This is a genomic window from Actinospica sp. (assembly GCF_035552695.1).
Classification (GTDB): domain Bacteria; phylum Actinomycetota; class Actinomycetes; order Streptomycetales; family Catenulisporaceae; genus Actinospica.
In genome coordinates, this window is sequence record NZ_DASZKT010000093.1 from 38962 (window position 1) to 58395 (window position 19434).

Consider the following 19434-nt stretch of genomic DNA (forward strand, 5'->3'; position numbering starts at 1 on the left):
TGTGGGTGACGGCGGTCACATGCGTCGGTGTCACAGGGGGGTCGGCCGCCTCGTCTCGTGAGTGAGGCGCGGCCGGCGGGGCCTCGCACGGACGAGAGGAACCGACAATGACCACCACGCAGACTCAGCTCTCCGGCGAGCAGCGCATCACCTGGGCGCGGGTGAACCCTGAGGCGTTCAAGGCGATGCTGGCACTGGAGGAGATCGGCGGCGTCTCGCTCGATCCGACCCTGCGCGAGCTGATCAAGTTGCGGGCCTCCGGGCTCAACGGCTGCGCCTACTGCCTCGACATGCACGCCCACGACGCCGCGAAGAACGGCGAGACGCTGCAGCGGATCGTCGCCGTCGCGGCGTGGCACGAGGCGAAGCACCTGTTCACGGCGCGCGAGCAGGCCGCACTCGCGCTGACCGACGCCGTGACCAAGATCGGCGAGCACGGCGTGACGGACGAGGTCTGGGACGAGGCCGCGGCCCGGTTCGACGAGAAGGAACTCGTTGAGGTGCTCGTATCCATCTCGACGATCAACATGTGGAACCGGCTGGGTATCGCCGCGCGGGCGCACACGAAGGCGCGCGCCTGAGCTCGTCGGATATCGGCGTTCGCGAGACGAGCGCCGGTGCGCGGCCTGCGTAGCTGGCCGGCTGGCTACCTTGGCAGATCGCTGAGATCGGAGCGGGTGTCGGACTTCCGTGGCTGGGTGATGACGCGCTCGTGACGTGGGGTCTCGGGTGCGGACTGCTTCTTGACGTTCTTCACATGCCTCTCGGGCTTCCAGATCTCGCGGCGGCAGTACCGAAAGTCATTGAGGATCACGAGGTGGCGGGGCCGAACCACTTGGTGAGCGCGTTGGAGAAGCCTGCGTCGGCGGCGAGGTCCGCGTTGATTCCGTTCGCGCGCCCGACCCAGGCGACGTGGCCGTCGGGGCGGATGAGCACGGCAGCGGGGGCGGGGACGTCGCCGAGGACGGGGAGTTCCCACGGGCCGTCATATGTGGCGTCGACGAGCTGGACTCGGTCCGCCCACGGGGAGAGAGCGCGCTCTCGCGTGCCGGGGGCGCCGAGGTTGAGCAGCACCGGGCGGGCCGTGTGCAGCAGAGTGAAGACGCGCAGCGGACCGTCCGGCATCATGAGGTCGAGGTCGGGCATTCGGCGGCCGACGAGGGGGTGCGCCTCAGAATCAACCGCTTCAATGACTTCGACGCCGTCGGCCGCAACGTCGGCAGGCGCGCCGAAGTCGTAGTGGATGTCCAGGCCGCTGATCATCCCGGCCACGTGCTTGCGCGGCTCCTCCATCTGCAGCAGGTCGGCCACGATCTCGCGCAGCGCGTCGGTGCGCTCGTTCACGCGGCTGAGGGCAACCTGGGCCATGGTGTTGCGCAATACGCGGGCGGCGACGGGGTGCCGCTCGGCGTGGTAGGTGTCGAGCAGCGTGTCGGGCGACGTGCCCTTGACGACCTGGGCCAGTTTCCAGCCGAGGTTCACCGCGTCCTGCACACCGACGCCGAGACCCTGGCCGCCCATGGGGGAGTGGATGTGCGCGGCGTCGCCGGCCAGCAGCACGCGGCGATCCCGGTAGGCCGCGGCCTGCCGGGTCACGTCGTTGAACCTGGTGATCCAGGCGGCGCTGCGCAGCCCGAAATCCGTGCCGTAGAAGCGGATGATCGCCTTGCTCAGGTCCTCCAAGGTCGGCTCGCCGGTCGGTCCCGCGCCCTCTTCGGCCGCCTGCGCGCGGATCCCGCCGTTCGCGTCCGGCTTGGAGAACCCGGCGATGCCGTGTGTGTCGCGGCGCATGCCCCACTCCGGCTCCTCGTCGAACTCGGCCTCGGCGATCAGGCTGCTTCCCGTCGCGTCCCAGCCCTGGAACTCGATGCCGGCCGCCTTGCGGATCACGCTGCGGCCCCCGTCGCACCCGACGAGGTATTCGGCCCGCGGCGACGTGCCGTCCGACAGCTCGACGCTGACGCCGGCCTCGTCCTGCGCGAAGCCGGTCACCTCGATTCCGCGCAGGGTCGGCACGCCGAGTTCGTCGACCCAGCCCGCCAGGATGCGCTCGATGTGCTTCTGCGCCAGCCCGAGCCCGTAGTTGTGCCGGGTCGGGAAGTCGCCGATATCGCGGATCGCGCCCGCGAAGCTGGTGGTCTGAGTCACCAGCGCTTCCTTGATGAACCGCTCGGCGATGCCCCGCTGGTCGAACACCTCGATCGTGCGCGCGTGGAAGCCGAGTGCGCGCCAGCCGACGAGCTCCTGGTTCGTGCGCCGCTCCAGGATGGCGACGTCGACTCCGGCCAATGCCAGTTCCCCGGCCAGCATCAGCCCCGTCGGACCGCCCCCGGCGATCAGTACCGTGTGATCGGTCATAGCCATGTTCTCCCCATTTCCGCAGGTTACGGCCTTGGCCCGATGATTGTGCGGCATCACGGGGGCCTTGCCGCAAGCCCTGGGGTGTGTTATATCTTTACCGTGGCGGGGAGTGTGTTCTCCTTCTCGGCGTAATCCCAGGTAAGCGCCGCCTGAGGTCAGTGCGGCGGGCGCATTGGGGCGTGTTGCCCTCCGGATCGGGTCGTTTCTGACAGAATTTCAGGTCGGTACCACGATCAACCCAGGGGAGGGTTTGTGTCGCCTGTCGATCCATCCGGGCCCACATCCATATCCGCGGCACCCGCGTCCACGGCGCCGTCCCTGTTCTTTCCGGGCGGGATCCTCGACCCGCACGGGGCGGGCGACGGCGGCCGCGTGGGGGAGGCGCTGGACGGCGCGGTCCGCCGCTTCAAGGGCGCGCTGCGCGGCAGTGACGTGCTGCACGTCGTCGTCGAGGCCTGCGTCGCCGGGCGCGAGCCGGGGATCCGCGCCGCGCTGGAGCCCGCGCTGGTCCCGGGCACGCGGCTGGAGGACGTGCGCGACGTCATCGACGTCTACAACCCGGTCGGCGCGGACAGCTACGGCTTCGACGGCACGCCCGCGCACTTCGCGCCGGAGCTGCTCGCCGCGCTCACCGACTTCGCCGACGCCTTCGCGAAGGAACCGGCCGCGTTACGCCCGGTCGGGCTGGAACTGCTGCTCGCCTGCGTGCTCGACCACCCGGACGCGCCGGACCGGGACTTCCTCCGGGTGCTCGACTTCGAGGCGGCCGCCGCGGCGCTGCGCCGGCGGGTGCGGCTGCGTCTCGAACCGCCGCCGAGCCTGTGGGACGAGGCCTCGGGGCGGCTGCGCTCCGAGGAGTTCACCGCGGACGCGTGGGCCGTGCTCGAACAGGCGGCGCGGATCGCCGCCGACCTCGGCTATGACACGGTACTGACACCGCACTGCCTGCTCGCGCTGCTCGCCGAGACCGAGGGGCTGGCCGACCGCGTCGTGCGCCGTCAGCTGTCCCCGCAGGTCGGCGTCGCACGGGCGGCGGCGCACGTCGCGGGCGCCTTCCGCCTGCTGGAGCGCGGGCTCGAGACCGCGCCCGCGCTGCGCGGCGACGAGATCGGGTCCGGGCTGCACGAACGGCTGCGCGCCGCGCAACTGGAGGCCGCGGCCTGGGGCGCCGAGCGGGTGGACGTGCCGTATCTGCTGCTCGCAGTGCTCGAATCCCCGCCGGAACGGCTCGTCGCCGTGCTGCGCGCCGAACCGCTCAGTCTCGACGTCGCACGCATGCACGAACACGTGCTGGAGGCGATGCGCGAGTCCCGCGCGGACGCACCCCGCGAGGTGGCGTACAAGCTGCCCGCCTCCCTGCCGCCCGCGGAGGACCTCACCTGGCTCGCGCACTCCGGCGCGATATCCGAGGCCTGTCACGTCGACCGGTACTTCGACGCCCTTTGCCGCGCCCTGCACCGCGGCACCGACCGGCATGTGCTGATCACCGGCCTGCCCGGCGTCGGCCGCACGACCCTGCTGCGCGAGCTGGCGCGTCGGGCCGACGCCGGTGAGATCCCCTTCCTGCGCCGACGCCGCTTCGTGCGGGTGGACTGCCGCGACGTCGCTCCCGATCGGAGCGCGGCGCAGCTGATCAGCCTGATCAGCCACGTCGGCGGACGCACCGACCTGGTCCTGTGCGTGGACGGGCTCGGTCCGCTGCTGCGCGGGCCGAACGGCGCGCGCAACAACCTCCTGCTGCGCAGCGCGCTCGAAGCTGGCCGGATCCACCTCATCGGGGTGCTGACCGGCCACGACTACGAGGACCTGATAGCCACCGACCACGAACTGCTCGAACTCACCAGCCGCGTCGAGGTCGCCGAGCCGGATCAGGCTGCTGCGACGGACATGGTGCGGCACGCGGCCGACGAGCTGGCCGGGCGGTTCGACCTCGAGGTCTCGGACGCCGCCGTGCACCGCTCCGTGGTGCTCGCCGGGGATTTCATGCCGCGGCACCGGCTGCCGCTGTCCGCCGTCAAGGCGCTGCAACGCGCCTGCGAGAACCTCGACTACACCCGCAACCACACGACGGAAGACGCCGCGCCGCAGGTCGGCGCCGAACAGGTCGTGCACGCGGTCTCCGAGCTCACCGGCGTGCCGACCGGTCAGCTCGGCGGCGCGGAACGGGACGCCGTCGACTACGAGGGCCTGCTCAGCATCCGCGTCGTCGGCCAGGAAGTCGCCCTGCGCACGGTCGCGAAGGAGCTGCGGCGCATCAAGTCGGGCCTGGCCGGAGTGAGTTCGGGCCCTGCGTCCGTACTGCTGTTCGCCGGTTTGACGGGCGTCGGCAAAACCGAGCTGGCCAAGGCGGTCGCCGACCTGTATTCGGCCTCGAAGCGGCTGCAGACCTATCCGATGGAGAACTTCACCGAACCGCACAGCGTCTCCGCGTTCCTGGGCCCGCCGCCCGGCTACGTCGGCCACGAGGCCGGCGGACGGCTGATCAACGAGCTCAATGCGGACCCGTACTGCGTGTTCCTGCTCGACGAGGCGGAGAAGGCGCACCCCGAGGTGCTGCGCCCCTTCCTGAACCTCTTCGACGAGGGCTGGATCGTCGACCAGCGCGGGGTCAAGGCGTACGGCGACCGGGCGATCTTCATCCTGACCTCGAACGCGGGCCACGAGGTCATCGCGCAGATGTCGCACGACTCCACGGACGAGGAGATCGGCGCCGCGGTCCGGGAGCGGCTGCGCGAGCTGCGCACCCGGCGCGACGAGCCCGTCTTCACCGCCGAACTGCTCGCCCGGATCCGGCGGGTCGTGGTCTTCCGGCCGCTCGATCTCGCGGCGATGGAGGGCATCTGCCGCAAGGTGCTCGACCGGCAGCGCGCGTTCTGGCGCGAGAAGCGGGAGAAGGAACTCGTCGTCGCCGAGGAGGTCGTGCGCTACGTCGCGATGACGGGTAATCGACGCAATATACACGCAGGCGGCGGGGAGGGGGGCCGGATCATCGCGAAGATACTGGGCGACATGGTGGAAGACCCGGTGACGATCGCGGCGAGGGACAGGCCCGCCGAGTTCGAGGCATGCCGCACGATCGAGGTCTGCTTCGACCCCTCGGCCCCGCACATCGCCGTTCGGCTGCACGCCGCGGAGGACGCGCGGTGACTCAGGGCGCGGATACCGACCTGCGCGGACTGGCGGGACGGGTGGTCGACGGACGCTACGTGCTGCGCGAACTGCTCGGCTCCGGCGGCTTCGGCGGGGTGTTCCTGAGCGAGCAGTACGTGCTCGGCCGCCCGGTGCGCCGCGTCGCGTGCAAGGTCTCGCGTGCGACCGGCGTCACCGAGCAGACGGCGGGGGAGCTGTTCTCGGATGTGCTGCAGCAGGCGGGCGCGATGGAGGGCATGACGGACGCCGCGGCGCGCGCCCACCTCGTGCACGTCTACGACGGCGGCATCGCCCGCGAGCTCGACCGGCGCGCCTTCCTGGTCATGGAGTACGTGCCCGGACACTCCCTCGCGGACGAGTTCAAGCAGTACCCTGACGGCCGGGTTCCGCGCGGCCTGCTGCTGAAGTGGGCGCGCCAGATCTGCGTCGCGCTGCGCGGGCTGCACTCCCAGGTGCCGCCGCTGCTGCACCGCGACCTCAAGCCGGACAACGTGCTGCTCGGCGCGGACGGCACGGTCCGGCTGATCGACTTCGGCCTGGCCGCCCGGATGATCGAGGGCGGACACGTGCCGGGCGCCGTGGGCACGATCCACTACATGGCGCCGGAGACGGCCGAGGGCGCGAGCATCCCGGCGTCCGACGTGTACTCGCTGGGCCTGTTGATGTACCTGGGGCTGACCGGCGAACACGCGTACGCGCACCTCGCGCCGCCGGTCGGGCTGCCGTCCGCGGTCTATCCCGAGTGGCTGGCCGAGGCGAGGCGCGATACGCCGCCGCGCCGTCCGTCCACGATCGACGGTTCGATTCCCCGGTGGCTCGACGAGCTCATCATCGGCTGCCTCGAAGCGCGCCCGACGGACCGGATCGGCAGCGCCGAAGCGCTGCTCGCCGCGATCGCCGAAGGAGAGCTGCGCGGCGACGAGGCGGGCTCCGGCGAATCAGCACTCGACAAGGCGCGGCGGCTCCGGGAGGCGGGTGCGGCGGCGGATGCCGTGGCCCTCGCCGAGACGGCCGTGCGCGACGCGCGGCTCGAGCAGAAGGACCGCTACCTGTTGCTTTGCGAACTGGCGGAGGCGCACACGGCCCTGGCCGCGCACGCTGAGGCCGCGCGCCGCTTCGCCGAGGCGTACGAACTCCTCGGCCGCCTCCGCGTCACCCAGACAGAACGCTGCGACCTGCTGGCCCGCACCGAACAGGCCTTCCGCGGTGCGGGGAACGCTTATCAGGCCGAGCGGTTCGCCAAGCTGCGCCGCGCCGAGTGCGGTGGGAGGTGACGGCCGATGGCAGCTCAGCCAGAACGATCCTTCGGACGGAGCTTCAACCGGCTCGGCCGGCTGGAGAACGCCTGGGCCGCCGCGCTCGCCCAGGAGGAGGCACCGCGCGCCCTGGAACGCGTGCGTCGGCTATATCAGCGCTTCGCGGATCTCGGCGTGGAGGCGGCGCCGCTGTGGCTCGACTTCCAGGCATCCGTGCTCGAACCGCGCTTTCTCCCGCACCTGCTGGACGAAGACCTTGACCGGCTCCGCGACGTCGGCGCGAGCCTGGCCGCCGCGGGCGCATTCGAGCTCGCACAAACCTGGTGGCCGCTCGTCGAGGCCTCGGCTGTCCAGGGCGCGGCCATCGACTATCAGCGCGCGTACCGGCTGCTGACCGATATCTACAACGCGCCGTCGTCGCGCGACGAGATCAAGCTGCACGCCGCCGCCCGGCTGGCCCGGTTCGAAGCCGTGGGCGAGCAGCAGTTGGCCGTGTACGCGGACGTGGTGACGCGCCTGCCGCAGCCGCCCGCGGAGGTGGCGGGCGTGGTCGGCGGGATCCTGAACGTCGGCTTCGACAGCGAGAACGAGCAGCTGCGCCGGGCGTACCAGCTCGCCGGGCGGATCGGTGGTCGGCCGCGCGCGGACACCGCGTTCGCCCTCGGCCTCGGTGAACTGCTGCTGTTCGAGCGGCCCGAGGTCGCGGCGCGCATGTTCGAGACCGCACTCACTCGTTCAGCCGCTCACGCCGAGGCGACGCGCGGCCTGCTCTCCGCGCATCTGCACGCCCGCGACTTCCGGATGGCGGTCGCCGTCGGGGCGCGGACCGCGATCTCCGACCCGCGCGGCGCCGACCTGCTGGTCCTGTGCCAGGCGCTCGCCTGGTTCGAAGTGCGCTGGAAGTCCACCACTCCGCTGCTCGCGTCCCCCACCCCGCCCGCGACCGCCGCGCGACTCGCGGCGATCAACCCGGGGCGCGACACCGGACCGTGGCGCGACTACGCGCTCGGCCGCGCGTACCTCCTCGACGGAGACGCCCGGCAGGCTCAGCAAGCGCTCGCCAAGGTGCCCGAGGCGGGAGTGACCGACCCGGACGTGCACTACCACCTCGCCTGGGCGCACCTGCTGTGTCAGAACCCTGAAGGCGTCCGCGCGGGCTACGACGCGTTGTCCGACGGCGCGGGCAGTTGGGCGCTCGGCTGTCTGCTGAAGGACGCGGAGCCCGGCCAGCCGCTGCCCTCGACGCCGGCCGTCCCCGAACCGCTCCGGACGGTCGCGGCGGCGCGGAAGGCGCTCATCGGAGACGGGCCGATCCCCACCGAGATCGACCTCGGTTGGCTGGTGACGCCGAGTGCCCTTCAGCCCGATCTCTTCGAGGCCCTGCGCACGGCGCTCGGCGTGGCCGTGGCACGCAGACAGGCCTCTGAACTCAAAGCCCTGCTTCAGCAGGCGCTGTTCAACCGGCTTCCCGCCGCCGAGCGGCTGATCTGGACCGCCCTCGCGCTGCGCACGTCGGATCCCGAACGCAGCCGCCAGATGCTCGGCCGCGCCCGCGACCTCGGCCGGGACCGCGCGGCCGTGCTGCTCGCCCACGACGCGCTGCAGAACGGACGGTCCGGCGAGATCCACGAGCTGCTGCGCGACGTGCGCGGTCCGAAGGCCGAACTGCTCACCGCCTGGGCGGACGCGTACGCCGGAGAGCACGACACCGCCGTGGATCGCCTCGCAAAGCTCTCCGATCGAGGGCTCGCCCAAGCCGGGTACGCGATGGCGCTGCTCTCCCTGCGCACCGCGGCCGACGAGTGGGCGCGCGGACGCCTCGACCACGCGCGAACCGCGGCCGTGCGCGCCAGCTCGCAACTCAGGGTCGCGACCACGCGCGGCATGGGCCGCTTCGAGGTCTCGCTGCTCGACCACGCGGCCCGGCTGCTGGCCTCGGCCCCGAGCGCGGAGGAGCTGAGCTGGCAGGACGTGGCGGACCAGCCGTGGACCGCGCGGCTGCTCGGCCTCGTCCGGCTCGTTCGCGCGCCCGAATCGGTGGACGCCCAGCTCATCCAGTCGTTGACGGATTGGCCGCGCAACGGCGCCGAGGCCGCGGCGGCGGTCCACGCCGTGCTGCGCGTCGCACTGCTCGCACGGGACGTGACGGCGCGCGCGGAGGCAGCCAGGTTCCTGATTCAGCTCGACAAGCGTTCGCCCGGCACCGAGACCGGTCGCGCCGCACGATCCGCCGCCGCATGCGTCGCGCTGAGCGGCGGTGACGACGACGGACTCGACGCCATGCCGGAAGATCCGCTCTCGGCGCTCGTCGGCGCCGGCGTGGCGCTCGACGAGGCGGACCGCGAGGAGGCCGTGCGGCGGCTTCGTGCCGCACACGCCGAGAACGCGGCGCCACGGCTGAGCGCGCTCGTCGCCGTGCTCGCGGACGCCTTGGAGGGCGCGGGACTCCCGAATCAGCTGCCGTTCGAGGCGCCCACGACGGTCGAGGCCGCGCTCGCCGCGGCCGCGGCGGCCGGACAGGTGGCGACCGGAAACACCGCCGCGGCAACGGATTCGATGCTCCGCGCGTCCGTCGAGCGCGGCACCAGCGGCTTCGTGGATCTCCGGCGCGCGCTGCCGTTCCTTGTGCAGCACGCCGCCAAGCGCGGCCGCAAGGACGCGTTCGCCACGGCGCTCGCGCCGATCGTGCGGCAGGCCACGGCGAGCGCGGACAGCGAAGGCGGCATCGGCAGTCTCGCGGCCGCCCGATACGCCACCGTCATCGGGGATTTCGAGACGGCGGAGACGGCCTGGCGTCGTGCGTTGGACCAGACCCCCTCGGACGACGATCGGTTCGACGAGCTGCGCGGCGAATACGGCCGCTTCCTCTGCCACAAGGCCGCCCTCGCCGAACTCGACGGCGACCACGCGGCCGCGCTGGCGAGCGTCCGCACGGCCGCCCTCTACCAGCCCGAACGCGCCCGCCGGATCCTCGAGGACCTCGAAGCCGAGAAAAACGTCAGCACCCTGCTGCGCGCGCTCTTCCCCGGCTCGCCGATCGCCGAGCAGCAGCGACCCGGCCGGCACCGTCGGCTCGCCGAGCTGATCGCCGCGAATCCGGAGCTGCGCCGCGCGCTCTGGGCCGAGGCGGCAGGCAGGATTCTGGAGCAGTGGACGCTCGCGACCGCGGCGGCCGGCCAAGACATCGAGCTCTGGCATACGCTCGCCGTCCTGGCCCGCGAGGACGCGCTCGCCCGACCGAGCGGGCAGCGCGCGACCGACCACGCCCGCGCGGCGGCCACCGCGCTCTGGACGGTCCTGCTCACCGAGCCCGCGCTGCGTACGCACTTCGAGCAGCGCACACTCCCGGGCGAGGCCGATGACGAGCTCCGCCGCGAGCTCATCGAGGACCTGCTCGTCGGCCAGAAGGCGCGGTTCACCCAGGCGGTGGCCGAGGGCGACCTCGATACCGCGCGGATCTGCATGCGCTGCCTGGATGCCATCCGCCAGGGCCTGGCCGCCACGCGGAGACTGCTCGAAGGCGGGCCGTTCTCGGCGGTGGCCGCCGCGCAGGCGGGCGGCGAGGCCGAGTTCGCACCGATCGCCGAGCGGGCCGGGAGGCTGATAGACGAATGGGGCGCCGATCTGGTCGCGGCGGCGGAGGAGACGCTGACCGACCGGGAGGCGATCCGGGCGATCAACGCGAATTCGAACCTTGACAAGAACTACGGGCCGGCGATCGAGGAGCTCGAGATCGTCGTGCTGCTCGGCTGCCCGCAGAAGCTGGCCCTGCGCAGCGCGCTGCGCTGGGGATACGACTGGTGGGTGTGTCTGCACAACCAAGGAGACATCGAAGCGGCCATCGCGGCGATCGACACCGTCACCGAGTTCGCCGAGCTTCTCGGGCCGCATTGCACGCAGGGTCAGGCGCACGTCGCCGAGAACAAGGCCCTGTGCGACTACTACTACGGACGCGGCCTGTCCCGGATGCGACTCGCGAGGACGACCGGCAAGTCCAGGAGCTTCGAGCTGCTCGACGAGTCGTGCGTGGCCCTCGAACAGTCCTACGCCTGGAATCCGGACGAGGACGCGGCCCGCCGCGAGCTGGCCCGGGCGCGCGGCCGGATCCTGTTCAAGCGCGGCGACTACGGCGAGGCCGAACGCGTGCTGCGCGACCTGCGGGACAACAACCGCGAGCTCGCGGTCCTGTTCCACAACTACGGCATCGAACGCTACGACGAAGCCAGGGCCCTGCTTCGCATCGCGAAGACCAGGACACAGCTCGAAGCCGTGTACGACCCGGCCGACGAGGCCGAGCGCATGCTGCTGCAGGCGCTGCGCTTCGATCCCGGCGACGCCAAGATCCGCGAGAACCCCGATCTCATCGAAGGCCTCACGAGAGACATCGACAGCAAAAGGCTAGGACTCGCATGACACCGTCGAACCACCGGCGCAATCCCTTCCACGAACTCGGGCTCCCCGTCGACGCGACGAACGCGCAGATCGTCGAGCGGGCCGAGGAGCTCGTGCAGACCTGCCGCGACGAAGCGGAGCGGGACCGGATCGTCCGGGCCAAGGACGAGCTGATCACCCATCCGCTCACCCGGGCCAAGCACGAGCGGACCGAACCGGCGCGCACCGACTACCCGCGGGAGGAGCGCTGGGCGGACTTCGTGCACGGCAACCGGCGCGCCCCGGTCGCCGCCCGCGCGCTGACCGACGGCGCCGCGCTCTCGGCGGCCGACTTCGACCTCGCGTCCGCCGTGCGGGTGCTGACCCGCTGGTCGGTCGACGCGGAGTTCGCCGACGCGGGACCGCTGCGGCTGGAACTGCCGTCGACCGAGGCCGACGGCGTGGCCCGCGTGGAGGTGCGCGATGTCCTCTTCGGCTGAGTCCCCTTCCGCTGCGACCGAGCTCGGCGCGGAGCCGCCGCTCGACTGGTACGCGTTCTCCGGGCGCGAGGTGCCCGGCGGCGCGGGCGAGTTCGTCTCGCCGGAGAGCGAGCTGATCAGCGCCGCCAGGCGCTCGGCGGAGGAGCTGCGCGCGGCCCGGGCCGAGGGGCTGGCCGCCGCCGGCGAGGTGCGCGAGACGCTGTTCGACCTCGCGGTCTTCGTCAGCAGGCTGGACCAGCTGGTCGGCAGGGCCGAGGAGCCGCTGAGAGCGCAGGGCGGCGGCAAGCTGTACCAGCAACTCAGGATCCTGAAGAACCAGATGCTTGAGGTGGTGACCGGCGGCGGGATCGAACTGCGCGATCCGACCGGGCTGCCGGCCGCCGAGGTCCTGGACTGGGTGAACGTGAACGCGTGGCTGCACCGGCCGGAGTACGAGGCCGAGGTGGTCGCGCGCACGGAGGAGTGCGCCGTCTTCCACGGGGGCCGGGCCGTGCGGCTCGCCCGGGTGCAGATGGGCGCGCCGGTGGAGGCCGGACTCGATCAGGGCACGGACAAGGACAAGGACGAGGACAAGGACCGGGAGGGCGTATGAATCAGCTGACGCAGGTGGTGAGCAAGGCGGTCGGCATCGACCTCGGCACCACCAACAGCGCGGTCGCGGTGATGAATCCGACCGACAGCGACATCGTGATCCACCAGGACCCGAACACGAAGTCGTACACCACGCCGAGCTGCGTCTGGCGCGGTTCCGGCTCGGCGGAGACGGTGGTCGGGCGGCGCGCGTTCTCCCGGAAGGGCAGCCGGCCCGAGCCGATCAGCTCCGTCAAGCGGCTGATGGGCACCCGGGCCGCGGTCGGCCTCGGCGGCGAGCAGCTCAGCCCGCAGCAGGTCTCGGCGCTGATCCTGGCCGAGATGAAGCGGCAGATCGAGGCGGACGTCGCCGCCTTCGACGGCGGCTCGAGCCGCTGGATCGTGGACCGCGCCGTGGTGACCGTGCCCGCCTACTTCGACCAGCCGCAGATCGACGCGACCCGCGAGGCGGCGGAGCTGGCCGGTCTCGAGGTGCTCGGCCTGCTGCACGAGCCGACCGCCGCGGCCAGCTACCACTGCTGGCGCACCGCGACCAGGGACGGCACGTTCCTCGTCTACGACCTCGGCGGCGGCACCTTCGACGTCAGTATCCTGCGTTGCACCGCGGGCAGCTTCGAGGTGCTCGGCATCAGCGGCAACAACCGGCTCGGCGGCGACGACATCGACGCGGCGCTCGCCCGGCGGCTGCAGTCGATGCTGCAGGCGGACGGCTGGGCACTGGACCTCGACCCGGAGCACGACGAGGAGGACCGCGCCCGGTTCACCCGGCTCACCTCGCTCGCCGAGGGCGCGAAGAAGGCCCTGTCGCAGAACTACGAGTACGTGCTCCGCGACAGCGGCCTGCTGATCGACAAGGAGGGCGAGCCGGTCGTCGTCGAGTCGATGCTGGAGCGTCCCGAACTCGAGGAGATCGCCCGGCCGTTCATCGACCGCACCTTCCTGTACTGCGACGAGGCGGTCGCCCGCGCCCAGGAGCGCGCCGGGATCAGCCTGGCCGACGTGGACGAGGTCATCCTGGCCGGCGGCTCCACGCACATGCCGCTGGTGCGCGAACTGGTCCAGCGCGAGCTGTGCGGCGAGCCGGAAGCGGGCTCCGCGCGGCGCGAGCGTGCCAAGTGCGCCGAGCCGGTCTACGAGAAGGTCGACACCGTCGTGGCCCTCGGCGCGGCGGTGCGCGCGGCGGCGGTCGGCGGCATGGTCGTCTTCGACGAGGACCGCACCGTGAAGATCAGCCTGCGCGGCGCGGGCAGTACCGGCTCCTCCCGGCTCAGCGTCGGCGGCACGGTCGAGGCGCTGGTGCCCGAGGTGGACCTGAGCGGCGGCCGGGTCGTGCTGAACGCCGGCGACTACGAGGACGAGACCGACCTGACCGCCGAGGGCTCGTTCAGCTTCACCCGGATCCCGCTGCAGGCGGACGCGGAGACCGAGTTCGCCTTCGAGGTCTACGACGGCGCGGGCGTGCTGCGCGGCGCGGCAGGCCGTTCGCTCGCGCACAGCTCCGAGGACGTCAAGCCGCTCGGCGGCGCGGCCAGCGGCGCGCAGAACACCAAGCAGATCACGCTCGAAGTACGCGGCGCGAGCGGCGACGTCGATCAGTTCCCGATCGTCAAGGTGCTGCAGACGCTGCCGTTCGCGAGCGACTACGACTTCCGCCACCCCGGCGGCGTCGAGACCGTGGAGCTGCGGCTGTTCCAGGAGGGCCGCCCGATCCAGGTCGTCGGGGTCCAGGTGCCGCGCAGCACGCCCAAGGACACCCCGATCCGGATGCACGTGGTGATGCACGAGAACTACGCGATCACCGTCGAGGGCACCATCGGCGAGACCCCGTACCAGGCCACCGTGCGCCTGCCGATGGAACGCGGGATGCCCAGCGCGGAGCAGGCCGAGGATCTGACGCGGCGTTTCCAGGAGAACCTGCCCGGGCTGCCGGCCGGCCGGCGCGCCACGCTGGAGGCCAGGGTGAAGATGGCGCGGCAGGCGTTCGAGCAGGCCCGCCAGCGCGGGGACGTCGGGCAGGCCACGCACGAGTACGACGAGATGCAGTCGCTCGTCGAGTCGCTGCCCAAGATGGAGAACGAGCTGCGCCCGCCGAAGGCCGACTTCGACAAGCTGGTCGAGGACTGCCGCGAGCTGCACACCTACTACCTGCGCGACGGCGTCCCGGACGGCCGGCCCTTCGACGCGGAGGAGATCGGCCGCACGATCGAGGAGTACCGGCGCGGCGGCGAACGGGCGTACACCAACCGGGATCAGCGTTCGTACACCGAGGCCGTGGAGAAGTTCCGCGAGCTGCTCGAGTACCTGCGCGGACTGCGCCGCGGCGCGCCCTCGAACCAGCCGGTGATGAGCCAGGCCGACCGGGCCGAGGCGACGCTCAACAACGTCGTGGCCGCCGCCCGGCAGCTGAAGTACATGGCGCAGAACCTGCACAACGAGGAGGCGGAGCGGGAGATCGTCAAGATCGAGGAGCTGGTCCTCGGGCTCGAGCAGCAGCTCGCGGTCAACCCCTTCCACGTGCTCGAGGAGGGCAGCAAGCTGCGGGTGCGGCTGCGCCAGATCCAGGCGGGTCTGGTGCGCACCGGCGAGGCCTCGGCCGAAGCCCTCACCGGCGTCCCGCTGCTCGACATCTGATTCGCGAGGAGGATGCCCGCCATGACCGAGACCGAGACCACGCCCGCCGGGTCCGCTGCGGCCACAGCGCCCACCGCGTCAGCTCCGGAGGCCGAACTCGCCGAGTCCGCCGCGCGCGGCCACACCCGGATCAGGGCGCACGCGGCGCGGCTGTTCAACGACGGCCTCGCGGCCGCCCGGAACGGCCACCCGGCCCGCGCGCGCGACCACTTCGCGGCCTGCGTGTACTGGTACCCGCACGACCTCGAGGCCCGCAGCGCGCTCGCCCTGGCCTGCCTGGAATCCGGCGACCTGGACGCGGCGTGCGAGCACTGGCGCATGGTGCTCGACCAGCGTCCGAACGACCGCAAGGCGCAGCGCGGCCTCGCCCTGCTGGACGCGGACGCGACTGCGGCTAGTCCAGGTCCTCCGCCGGTTCCTTCGCCAACTCCCCGGGAGGCTCCGGAGACTCCGCCGATTCCGGAGACCCGGCTGGCGCCGGAACCTCAGCCGATTCCGGGGACCGAGCCGGCTCCGGATTCGACTCCGGCTCCGGCTCCGGCTCCGGATTCAGCTCCGCAGCCGGAGACCGTGACAGGTCCCTGACGAGCCGGTCGGGATCGACCCCGAGCCGGATCAGGGTCTTCCAGGCCGAGGACTGCGGGTCGGTGAGCAGCGCGAGCAGCAGCTCCGCCTCACCGGCCCGCCCCTCGCCCTCCTCGCGGGAGTTCGCGGTCTGCAAGGCCTGCGCGACCCGCGTCGACAGCTCGCCGGCGCGCGGCGCGCCGACGGCCGCCAGGCGCTGCATCGCCCGATCCACGTCCAGCCCCTGCGCCTCGATCGCGTCGCTGAGCGCCTCGCTCCCCGTCACGGCGAACGCCTTCAGCAGCGCGTGCGAGCTGATCATCGATTCGGCCCGCGTGGCGGCGAGCAGCCGGGCGCACAGCACGACGCCGAACGCGCGGGCGTCGAGCCCGTCCAGCGACACCCGCTGCCGGAGCGCGGCACCGCGGCCGATCTCGATCTCCGCCCCCGGCGGCGCGAGCAGCTGCTCCATGGAGATGCCGTGCAGGTCCAGCAGCTCCTCGCAGGCGCTGCCGCCCACCCTCAGCAGCGCCGCCGCGATGTCGTCTATGGTCAGCGCGCCGCGCCCGGCCGACGCGACGGCCTCGTCGGCGAGCGCGAACACCCTGGCCACGGTGTCCGAGAGCTCGACCTCCGGACGATGGCCGTTGATCTTCCCGTCGGCCTCGATGGAGGTGGTGGACGCGGTCGGCGCGGTGCCGGCCGTGTCCTGCGGCTCCATCGATCCGGCCGGCGCGGGCGGGGTCCGCAGATTCCTGCGCAGCGCCGTCAGCCGTTCCTGGCCGATCCTGGGCAGGCTGCGCTCCTGGATCTCCTTGGTCTCCAGCAGGCCGGCCAGCAGGTCGAGCGAGGTGATCAGCCCCGCGGCCGCCGCGCTCCTGCTGATGTACCTGATGAGCGCCCGCGCGTCCGGGGCGAAGGGCAGCGTCTCCCGCTGCTTCGAGCCGGTGCCCTGCGACGTGGCGGGCCGCTGCTCGTGGGTGATCCGCGCGTTCGGGTCCCCGTAGAGCACGAACGAGGCCCAGGAGTCGTCCTGCTGCTCGCTGAGCTGCAAGCGGGCCTTGCGCACCGCCGTGCCGGCCGCCTCCTGCTCGCGCAGCTCGCTGTAGAAGGCCTCCGCGAAACGCAGGGCACTGTCGTCGTCCACGACGGTCCGGGTGCCCACGACCGTCTTCGCGCCCATCATCATGAACAGCCGGCACACGCTCATGGTCAGCCCGGCCGAGGCGCAGCCGTTGATGAACACGACCGGCGGCGCGCCCCGGCCCGCGAGCGTGCGCAGCGCCGGCTCGTCGACCAGGTCCCGGCGGTGCACGAGCAGGCCCATCGCGTCGGGCGCGTTCGAGACGTGCCCGGAGAAGTGGAACAGGTCGTAGGGCTCTGATTCGTCGGTCAGCTCGAGGATGATGCGGCCGAGCTCGGCCTCGGCGCCGAGCAGCACCGTGCACTCGATGCCCTGCTCGGCCAGCCAGCGGCCGATCCGATCCGCCTCCTCGCGGGCCTTCGGCAGATCGCTCAGCGTGTCGCCGACCACGAGCGCGCGCCGTACCGGGCCGATGTGCCGTCCGCCGAGCACCCGCGCATTCACCTTGGAACGGCGCCCGATGTCGGCCTTGAGCCCGAGGAAGTCCTCGCCGTCGTGCAGCAGCTCCCAGGGCACGGCCGATTCGTTGGAGTTGACCAGCAGCGGCTCGGTGGACTCCTGCAGCTGCCGGACGAGCTCGAGGACGGTGCCCTCCGGAGGCTGCAGCAACTGCCGGTAGAGCAGGCGACCCTGTGTGCGCAGCGTTCGGCGCAGCAGCTCCGGGTCGCCCGCCGCGGTCTGCAGGGCCTTGTCGATCTTCAGGCAGGAGGCGTCGACCAAGGCCTGGTTGACGTCGATGGTGTACTCCTGCTGCAGCGGCCCGGCGGAGCCCTCGCGCGTGGTGAGCGAGTACGAGTACTTCGTCCGGCCGGGCTTGGGCATCGAGACCGTGACGTCCAGCGTCGTCATCGGTCGTCCCGCTCCTGGCCGTGCGCGCGGAGGAACTCGTCCACCGCCTGCGACTGGATCCAGTCGGCCGGATACGTCAGGACGATGGTGCGGTCCCCGGAGGTGATGGTGACGGAGGGGATCTCCGGCTCCTCCTCGGCGGGCACCCGGTGCTCCTCGCCGCTGCGCGTGCGGTGCAGGGCGAGCCAGTGGTAGACGGTGTCCACGATCGCGACGATGTTCGCCACGCCGCCGACCGCGATCGTCACCACGTCCAGGATTCCCGCGTCCCGCTTGCCGGGCTCCGGCTTCGGCACGCGCTCCTCGACCACGCGGTCCGCGCCAGCCTCGCCGAGCTGCTCGAACAGGCCGGGCAGCGCCTCCCTGGGATCCGGCCCGTGCAAGGCGAGTTCGAGTTCGAAGCCGTGCTCGGGAGCCTCTCGCACTGCCACCCCTGCTACCTCCGCTCAGAGCCCGCCCCGAGCTCACCAAGTTCTGACGCTGAGTTAGATCTTATCTTCATTTGAGTAGGCGCGAGAGCCTTCTGTCGGCCAAAGGTTTCCCACCGGTTTGACAGGTCGGGCAGTACTGCAGGGCGGAGTCGCTGAACGAGACCTCGCGGATCGTGTCGCCGCAGACCGGGCAGGGCTCGCCCTTCCTGCCGTGCACGCGCAGGCCGGACTTCTTCTCGCTCTTCAGCTCGGTCAGCGGCAGTCCGCGAGAGCGCTCGACGGCCTCGGTGAGCGTGCCGACGGCGATCGCGTGCAGGTCGGTGACCTCGGCCGGGGTGAGCTTCGCGGCGATCTTGAACGGGGACATCTTGGCGGCGTGCAGGATCTCGTCCGAGTACGCGTTGCCGATGCCCGCGATCGTGCTCTGATCGCGCAGCACGCCCTTGATCTGCCGACGCTCGTTCTTCAGCAGGTCGATCAGCACCTCGGCGGTGAACTCGGGCGACAGCGGCTCGATCCCGAGGCGCGCCACTCCCGGCACGTCCTCCGGATCACTGACCAGCCAGATCGCCAGCCGCTTCTGCGTCCCGGCCTCCGTGACGTCGAAACCCGCGGACTCCGGCTCCGTCAGCCGCAGGCGCAGCGCCAGTGGACCCTTTCCGGGACGCACCGGCTGCGTCGGCAGCTCGTCCTTCCACCTGATCCACCCCGCGCGGGAGAGGTGCATGACGAGGTGCAGTTCGCCGATCCGCATGTCGAGGAACTTCCCGCGCCGCCCCACGCCGTCGAACGTCAGGCCCTCGATCGCCGAGAGCGGCGGGTCGTACGTCTTCATCGCCTGGAACGCGGCCGGCGTCGCCGCGGCCACGGTGCGTCCGGCCAGCTTCCCGTCCAGAAAGGCGGCCAGCGCCTCGACCTCGGGCAATTCGGGCATGGACCCAATTTTGCCACCCGCCGCAAGCCCCCGCCCGCCGGTGTCGGCTCGGCGGCGATCCTCCCCGTCTACTGAGGAAGATCGCCGCCGAACGGTCAGCGGATCGAGCCTAGAACGACTGCTCGCCCTCGCCGAGGCCGATGCCGGTGGTCCACGAGCTGATGCTGACGCCGCCGGAGTAGATCGCGGTGTTGCCGGGGTAGAGGAAATCGGTCACCCGCGAGGTCTTGTCCGGCATGGCCAGCGTCAGGGTGGTGACGTAGAGGCTGTCCTGCGGGGTGTCCGGTATCGCGTAGTAGAACCTGGCGTGCAGGGGGCTGTTCGGGCGCAGGATCAGCGTGCCGCCGCGGCCGTTGATCTGCACGGGGATCTTCTTCTTCTGCGACGGCGGCCCGGCCAGGGTGATCAGCGGGGTGTCGCTGAGCGAGCAGGTGATGCCGTCGTGGGCGAGCAGCGTCAGGTCGAACGTGCGCTGGCCGAGGCCGTAGCTGTAGCCGCCGAAGTAGAACGAGACGTCGTTCATCGTGCAGGGGTGGACGGCGGCGGCCCCGGAGGCCCCGGCCGGCAGGGCCGCGACCGCTACGCCCGCGGTGACGGCGGCGGCCAGGGCCGCCGCGCGGATCTTCTTACGCATGGTTTGCAGAGTCCTTAT

Annotated in this window: 13 protein-coding genes and 1 pseudogene; 8 read left to right on the plus strand and 6 right to left on the minus strand. The window is 71.7% G+C overall.

Features of this window, described 5'->3' with window-relative positions:
• Positions 1-107 precede the first annotated feature (107 nt).
• The gene (locus VG296_RS11765) at positions 108-581 is read left to right on the plus strand and encodes a carboxymuconolactone decarboxylase family protein (protein WP_325565694.1); all 474 of its coding nucleotides are present in this window, start codon (positions 108-110) and stop codon (positions 579-581) included.
• A 229-nt stretch (positions 582-810) separates the two neighbouring features.
• Here the strand turns inward: VG296_RS11765 and VG296_RS11770 are convergent, their stop codons facing one another.
• On the minus strand, positions 811-2358 hold the full coding sequence (locus tag VG296_RS11770; protein ID WP_325565695.1) for an FAD-dependent monooxygenase: 1548 nt from the start codon (positions 2356-2358) through the stop codon (positions 811-813).
• Between the two features lie 255 nt (positions 2359-2613).
• Here VG296_RS11770 and VG296_RS11775 point away from each other — a divergent pair, with 255 nt between their 5' ends.
• Genes VG296_RS11775 through VG296_RS11800 form a run of 6 tightly spaced genes read left to right on the plus strand, consistent with a single transcriptional unit; the run spans position 2614 to position 14860 of the window.
• Complete coding sequence (locus VG296_RS11775; RefSeq protein ID WP_325565696.1) at positions 2614-5508, plus strand: AAA family ATPase; 2895 nt, start codon at positions 2614-2616, stop codon at positions 5506-5508.
• The gene (locus VG296_RS11780) at positions 5505-6785 is read left to right on the plus strand and encodes a serine/threonine-protein kinase (protein ID WP_325565697.1); all 1281 of its coding nucleotides are present in this window, start codon (positions 5505-5507) and stop codon (positions 6783-6785) included. Before VG296_RS11775 ends, VG296_RS11780 begins: the two co-directional genes overlap by 4 nt.
• Before the next feature lie 6 nt (positions 6786-6791).
• Positions 6792-11180 carry a hypothetical protein gene (locus VG296_RS11785; RefSeq protein ID WP_325565698.1) on the plus strand — a complete coding sequence of 1463 codons (4389 nt, stop codon included), beginning with the start codon at positions 6792-6794 and terminating at the stop codon, positions 11178-11180.
• Complete coding sequence (locus VG296_RS11790; RefSeq protein ID WP_325565699.1) at positions 11177-11638, plus strand: hypothetical protein; 462 nt, start codon at positions 11177-11179, stop codon at positions 11636-11638. The genes VG296_RS11785 and VG296_RS11790 overlap by 4 nt, the downstream gene beginning before the upstream one ends.
• Entirely contained in the window at positions 11622-12230 is a 609-nt protein-coding gene (locus VG296_RS11795; protein WP_325565700.1) for a hypothetical protein, read from the plus strand. The genes VG296_RS11790 and VG296_RS11795 overlap by 17 nt, the downstream gene beginning before the upstream one ends.
• A complete protein-coding gene (locus tag VG296_RS11800; RefSeq protein WP_325565701.1) occupies positions 12227-14860 on the plus strand; it encodes an Hsp70 family protein in 2634 nt (877 codons plus the stop codon). The genes VG296_RS11795 and VG296_RS11800 overlap by 4 nt, the downstream gene beginning before the upstream one ends.
• 78 nt (positions 14861-14938) lie before the next feature.
• Here the strand turns inward: VG296_RS11800 and VG296_RS11805 are convergent, their stop codons facing one another.
• A complete protein-coding gene (locus tag VG296_RS11805; protein WP_325565702.1) occupies positions 14939-15172 on the minus strand; it encodes a hypothetical protein in 234 nt (77 codons plus the stop codon).
• Between VG296_RS11805 and VG296_RS33185 the strand changes: the two genes are divergently transcribed.
• Positions 15083-15445 (plus strand): hypothetical protein, encoded by a 363-nt coding sequence (locus VG296_RS33185; RefSeq protein WP_414641088.1) that lies wholly within the window; start codon positions 15083-15085, stop codon positions 15443-15445. The two genes, VG296_RS11805 and VG296_RS33185, sit on opposite strands and share 90 nt — an antisense overlap.
• Before the next feature lies 1 nt (position 15446).
• On the opposite strand, the pseudogene VG296_RS11810 reads toward VG296_RS33185, so the two are convergent.
• The 4 genes and pseudogenes from VG296_RS11810 to VG296_RS11825 form a co-directional block, all read right to left on the minus strand.
• Positions 15447-17417, minus strand: a pseudogene (locus VG296_RS11810) (CHAT domain-containing protein); the annotation flags it as partial.
• Entirely contained in the window at positions 17414-17848 is a 435-nt protein-coding gene (locus VG296_RS11815; protein ID WP_325565704.1) for a hypothetical protein, read from the minus strand. The pseudogene VG296_RS11810 and the gene VG296_RS11815, both read right to left, overlap by 4 nt.
• A gap of 67 nt (positions 17849-17915) precedes the next feature.
• Positions 17916-18782, minus strand: a complete 867-nt coding sequence (locus VG296_RS11820; RefSeq protein ID WP_325565705.1) for an Fpg/Nei family DNA glycosylase — start codon at positions 18780-18782, stop codon at positions 17916-17918.
• Between the two features lie 109 nt (positions 18783-18891).
• On the minus strand, positions 18892-19416 hold the full coding sequence (locus tag VG296_RS11825) for a hypothetical protein (protein ID WP_325565706.1): 525 nt from the start codon (positions 19414-19416) through the stop codon (positions 18892-18894).
• Positions 19417-19434: the final 18 nt, after the last annotated feature.

Bases quoted from the DNA above. Each gene is read 5' to 3' on its own strand.
- VG296_RS11765 (WP_325565694.1), top strand. From the start codon at position 108: ATGACCACCACGCAGACTCAGCTCTCCGGCGAGCAGCGCATCACCTGG.
- VG296_RS11770 (WP_325565695.1), bottom strand. From the start codon at position 2,358: ATGACCGATCACACGGTACTGATCGCCGGGGGCGGTCCGACGGGGCTG.
- VG296_RS11785 (WP_325565698.1), top strand. From the start codon at position 6,792: ATGGCAGCTCAGCCAGAACGATCCTTCGGACGGAGCTTCAACCGGCTC.
- VG296_RS11790 (WP_325565699.1), top strand. From the start codon at position 11,177: ATGACACCGTCGAACCACCGGCGCAATCCCTTCCACGAACTCGGGCTC.
- VG296_RS11795 (WP_325565700.1), top strand. From the start codon at position 11,622: ATGTCCTCTTCGGCTGAGTCCCCTTCCGCTGCGACCGAGCTCGGCGCG.
- VG296_RS11800 (WP_325565701.1), top strand. From the start codon at position 12,227: ATGAATCAGCTGACGCAGGTGGTGAGCAAGGCGGTCGGCATCGACCTC.
- VG296_RS11820 (WP_325565705.1), bottom strand. From the start codon at position 18,782: ATGCCCGAATTGCCCGAGGTCGAGGCGCTGGCCGCCTTTCTGGACGGG.
- VG296_RS11825 (WP_325565706.1), bottom strand. From the start codon at position 19,416: ATGCGTAAGAAGATCCGCGCGGCGGCCCTGGCCGCCGCCGTCACCGCG.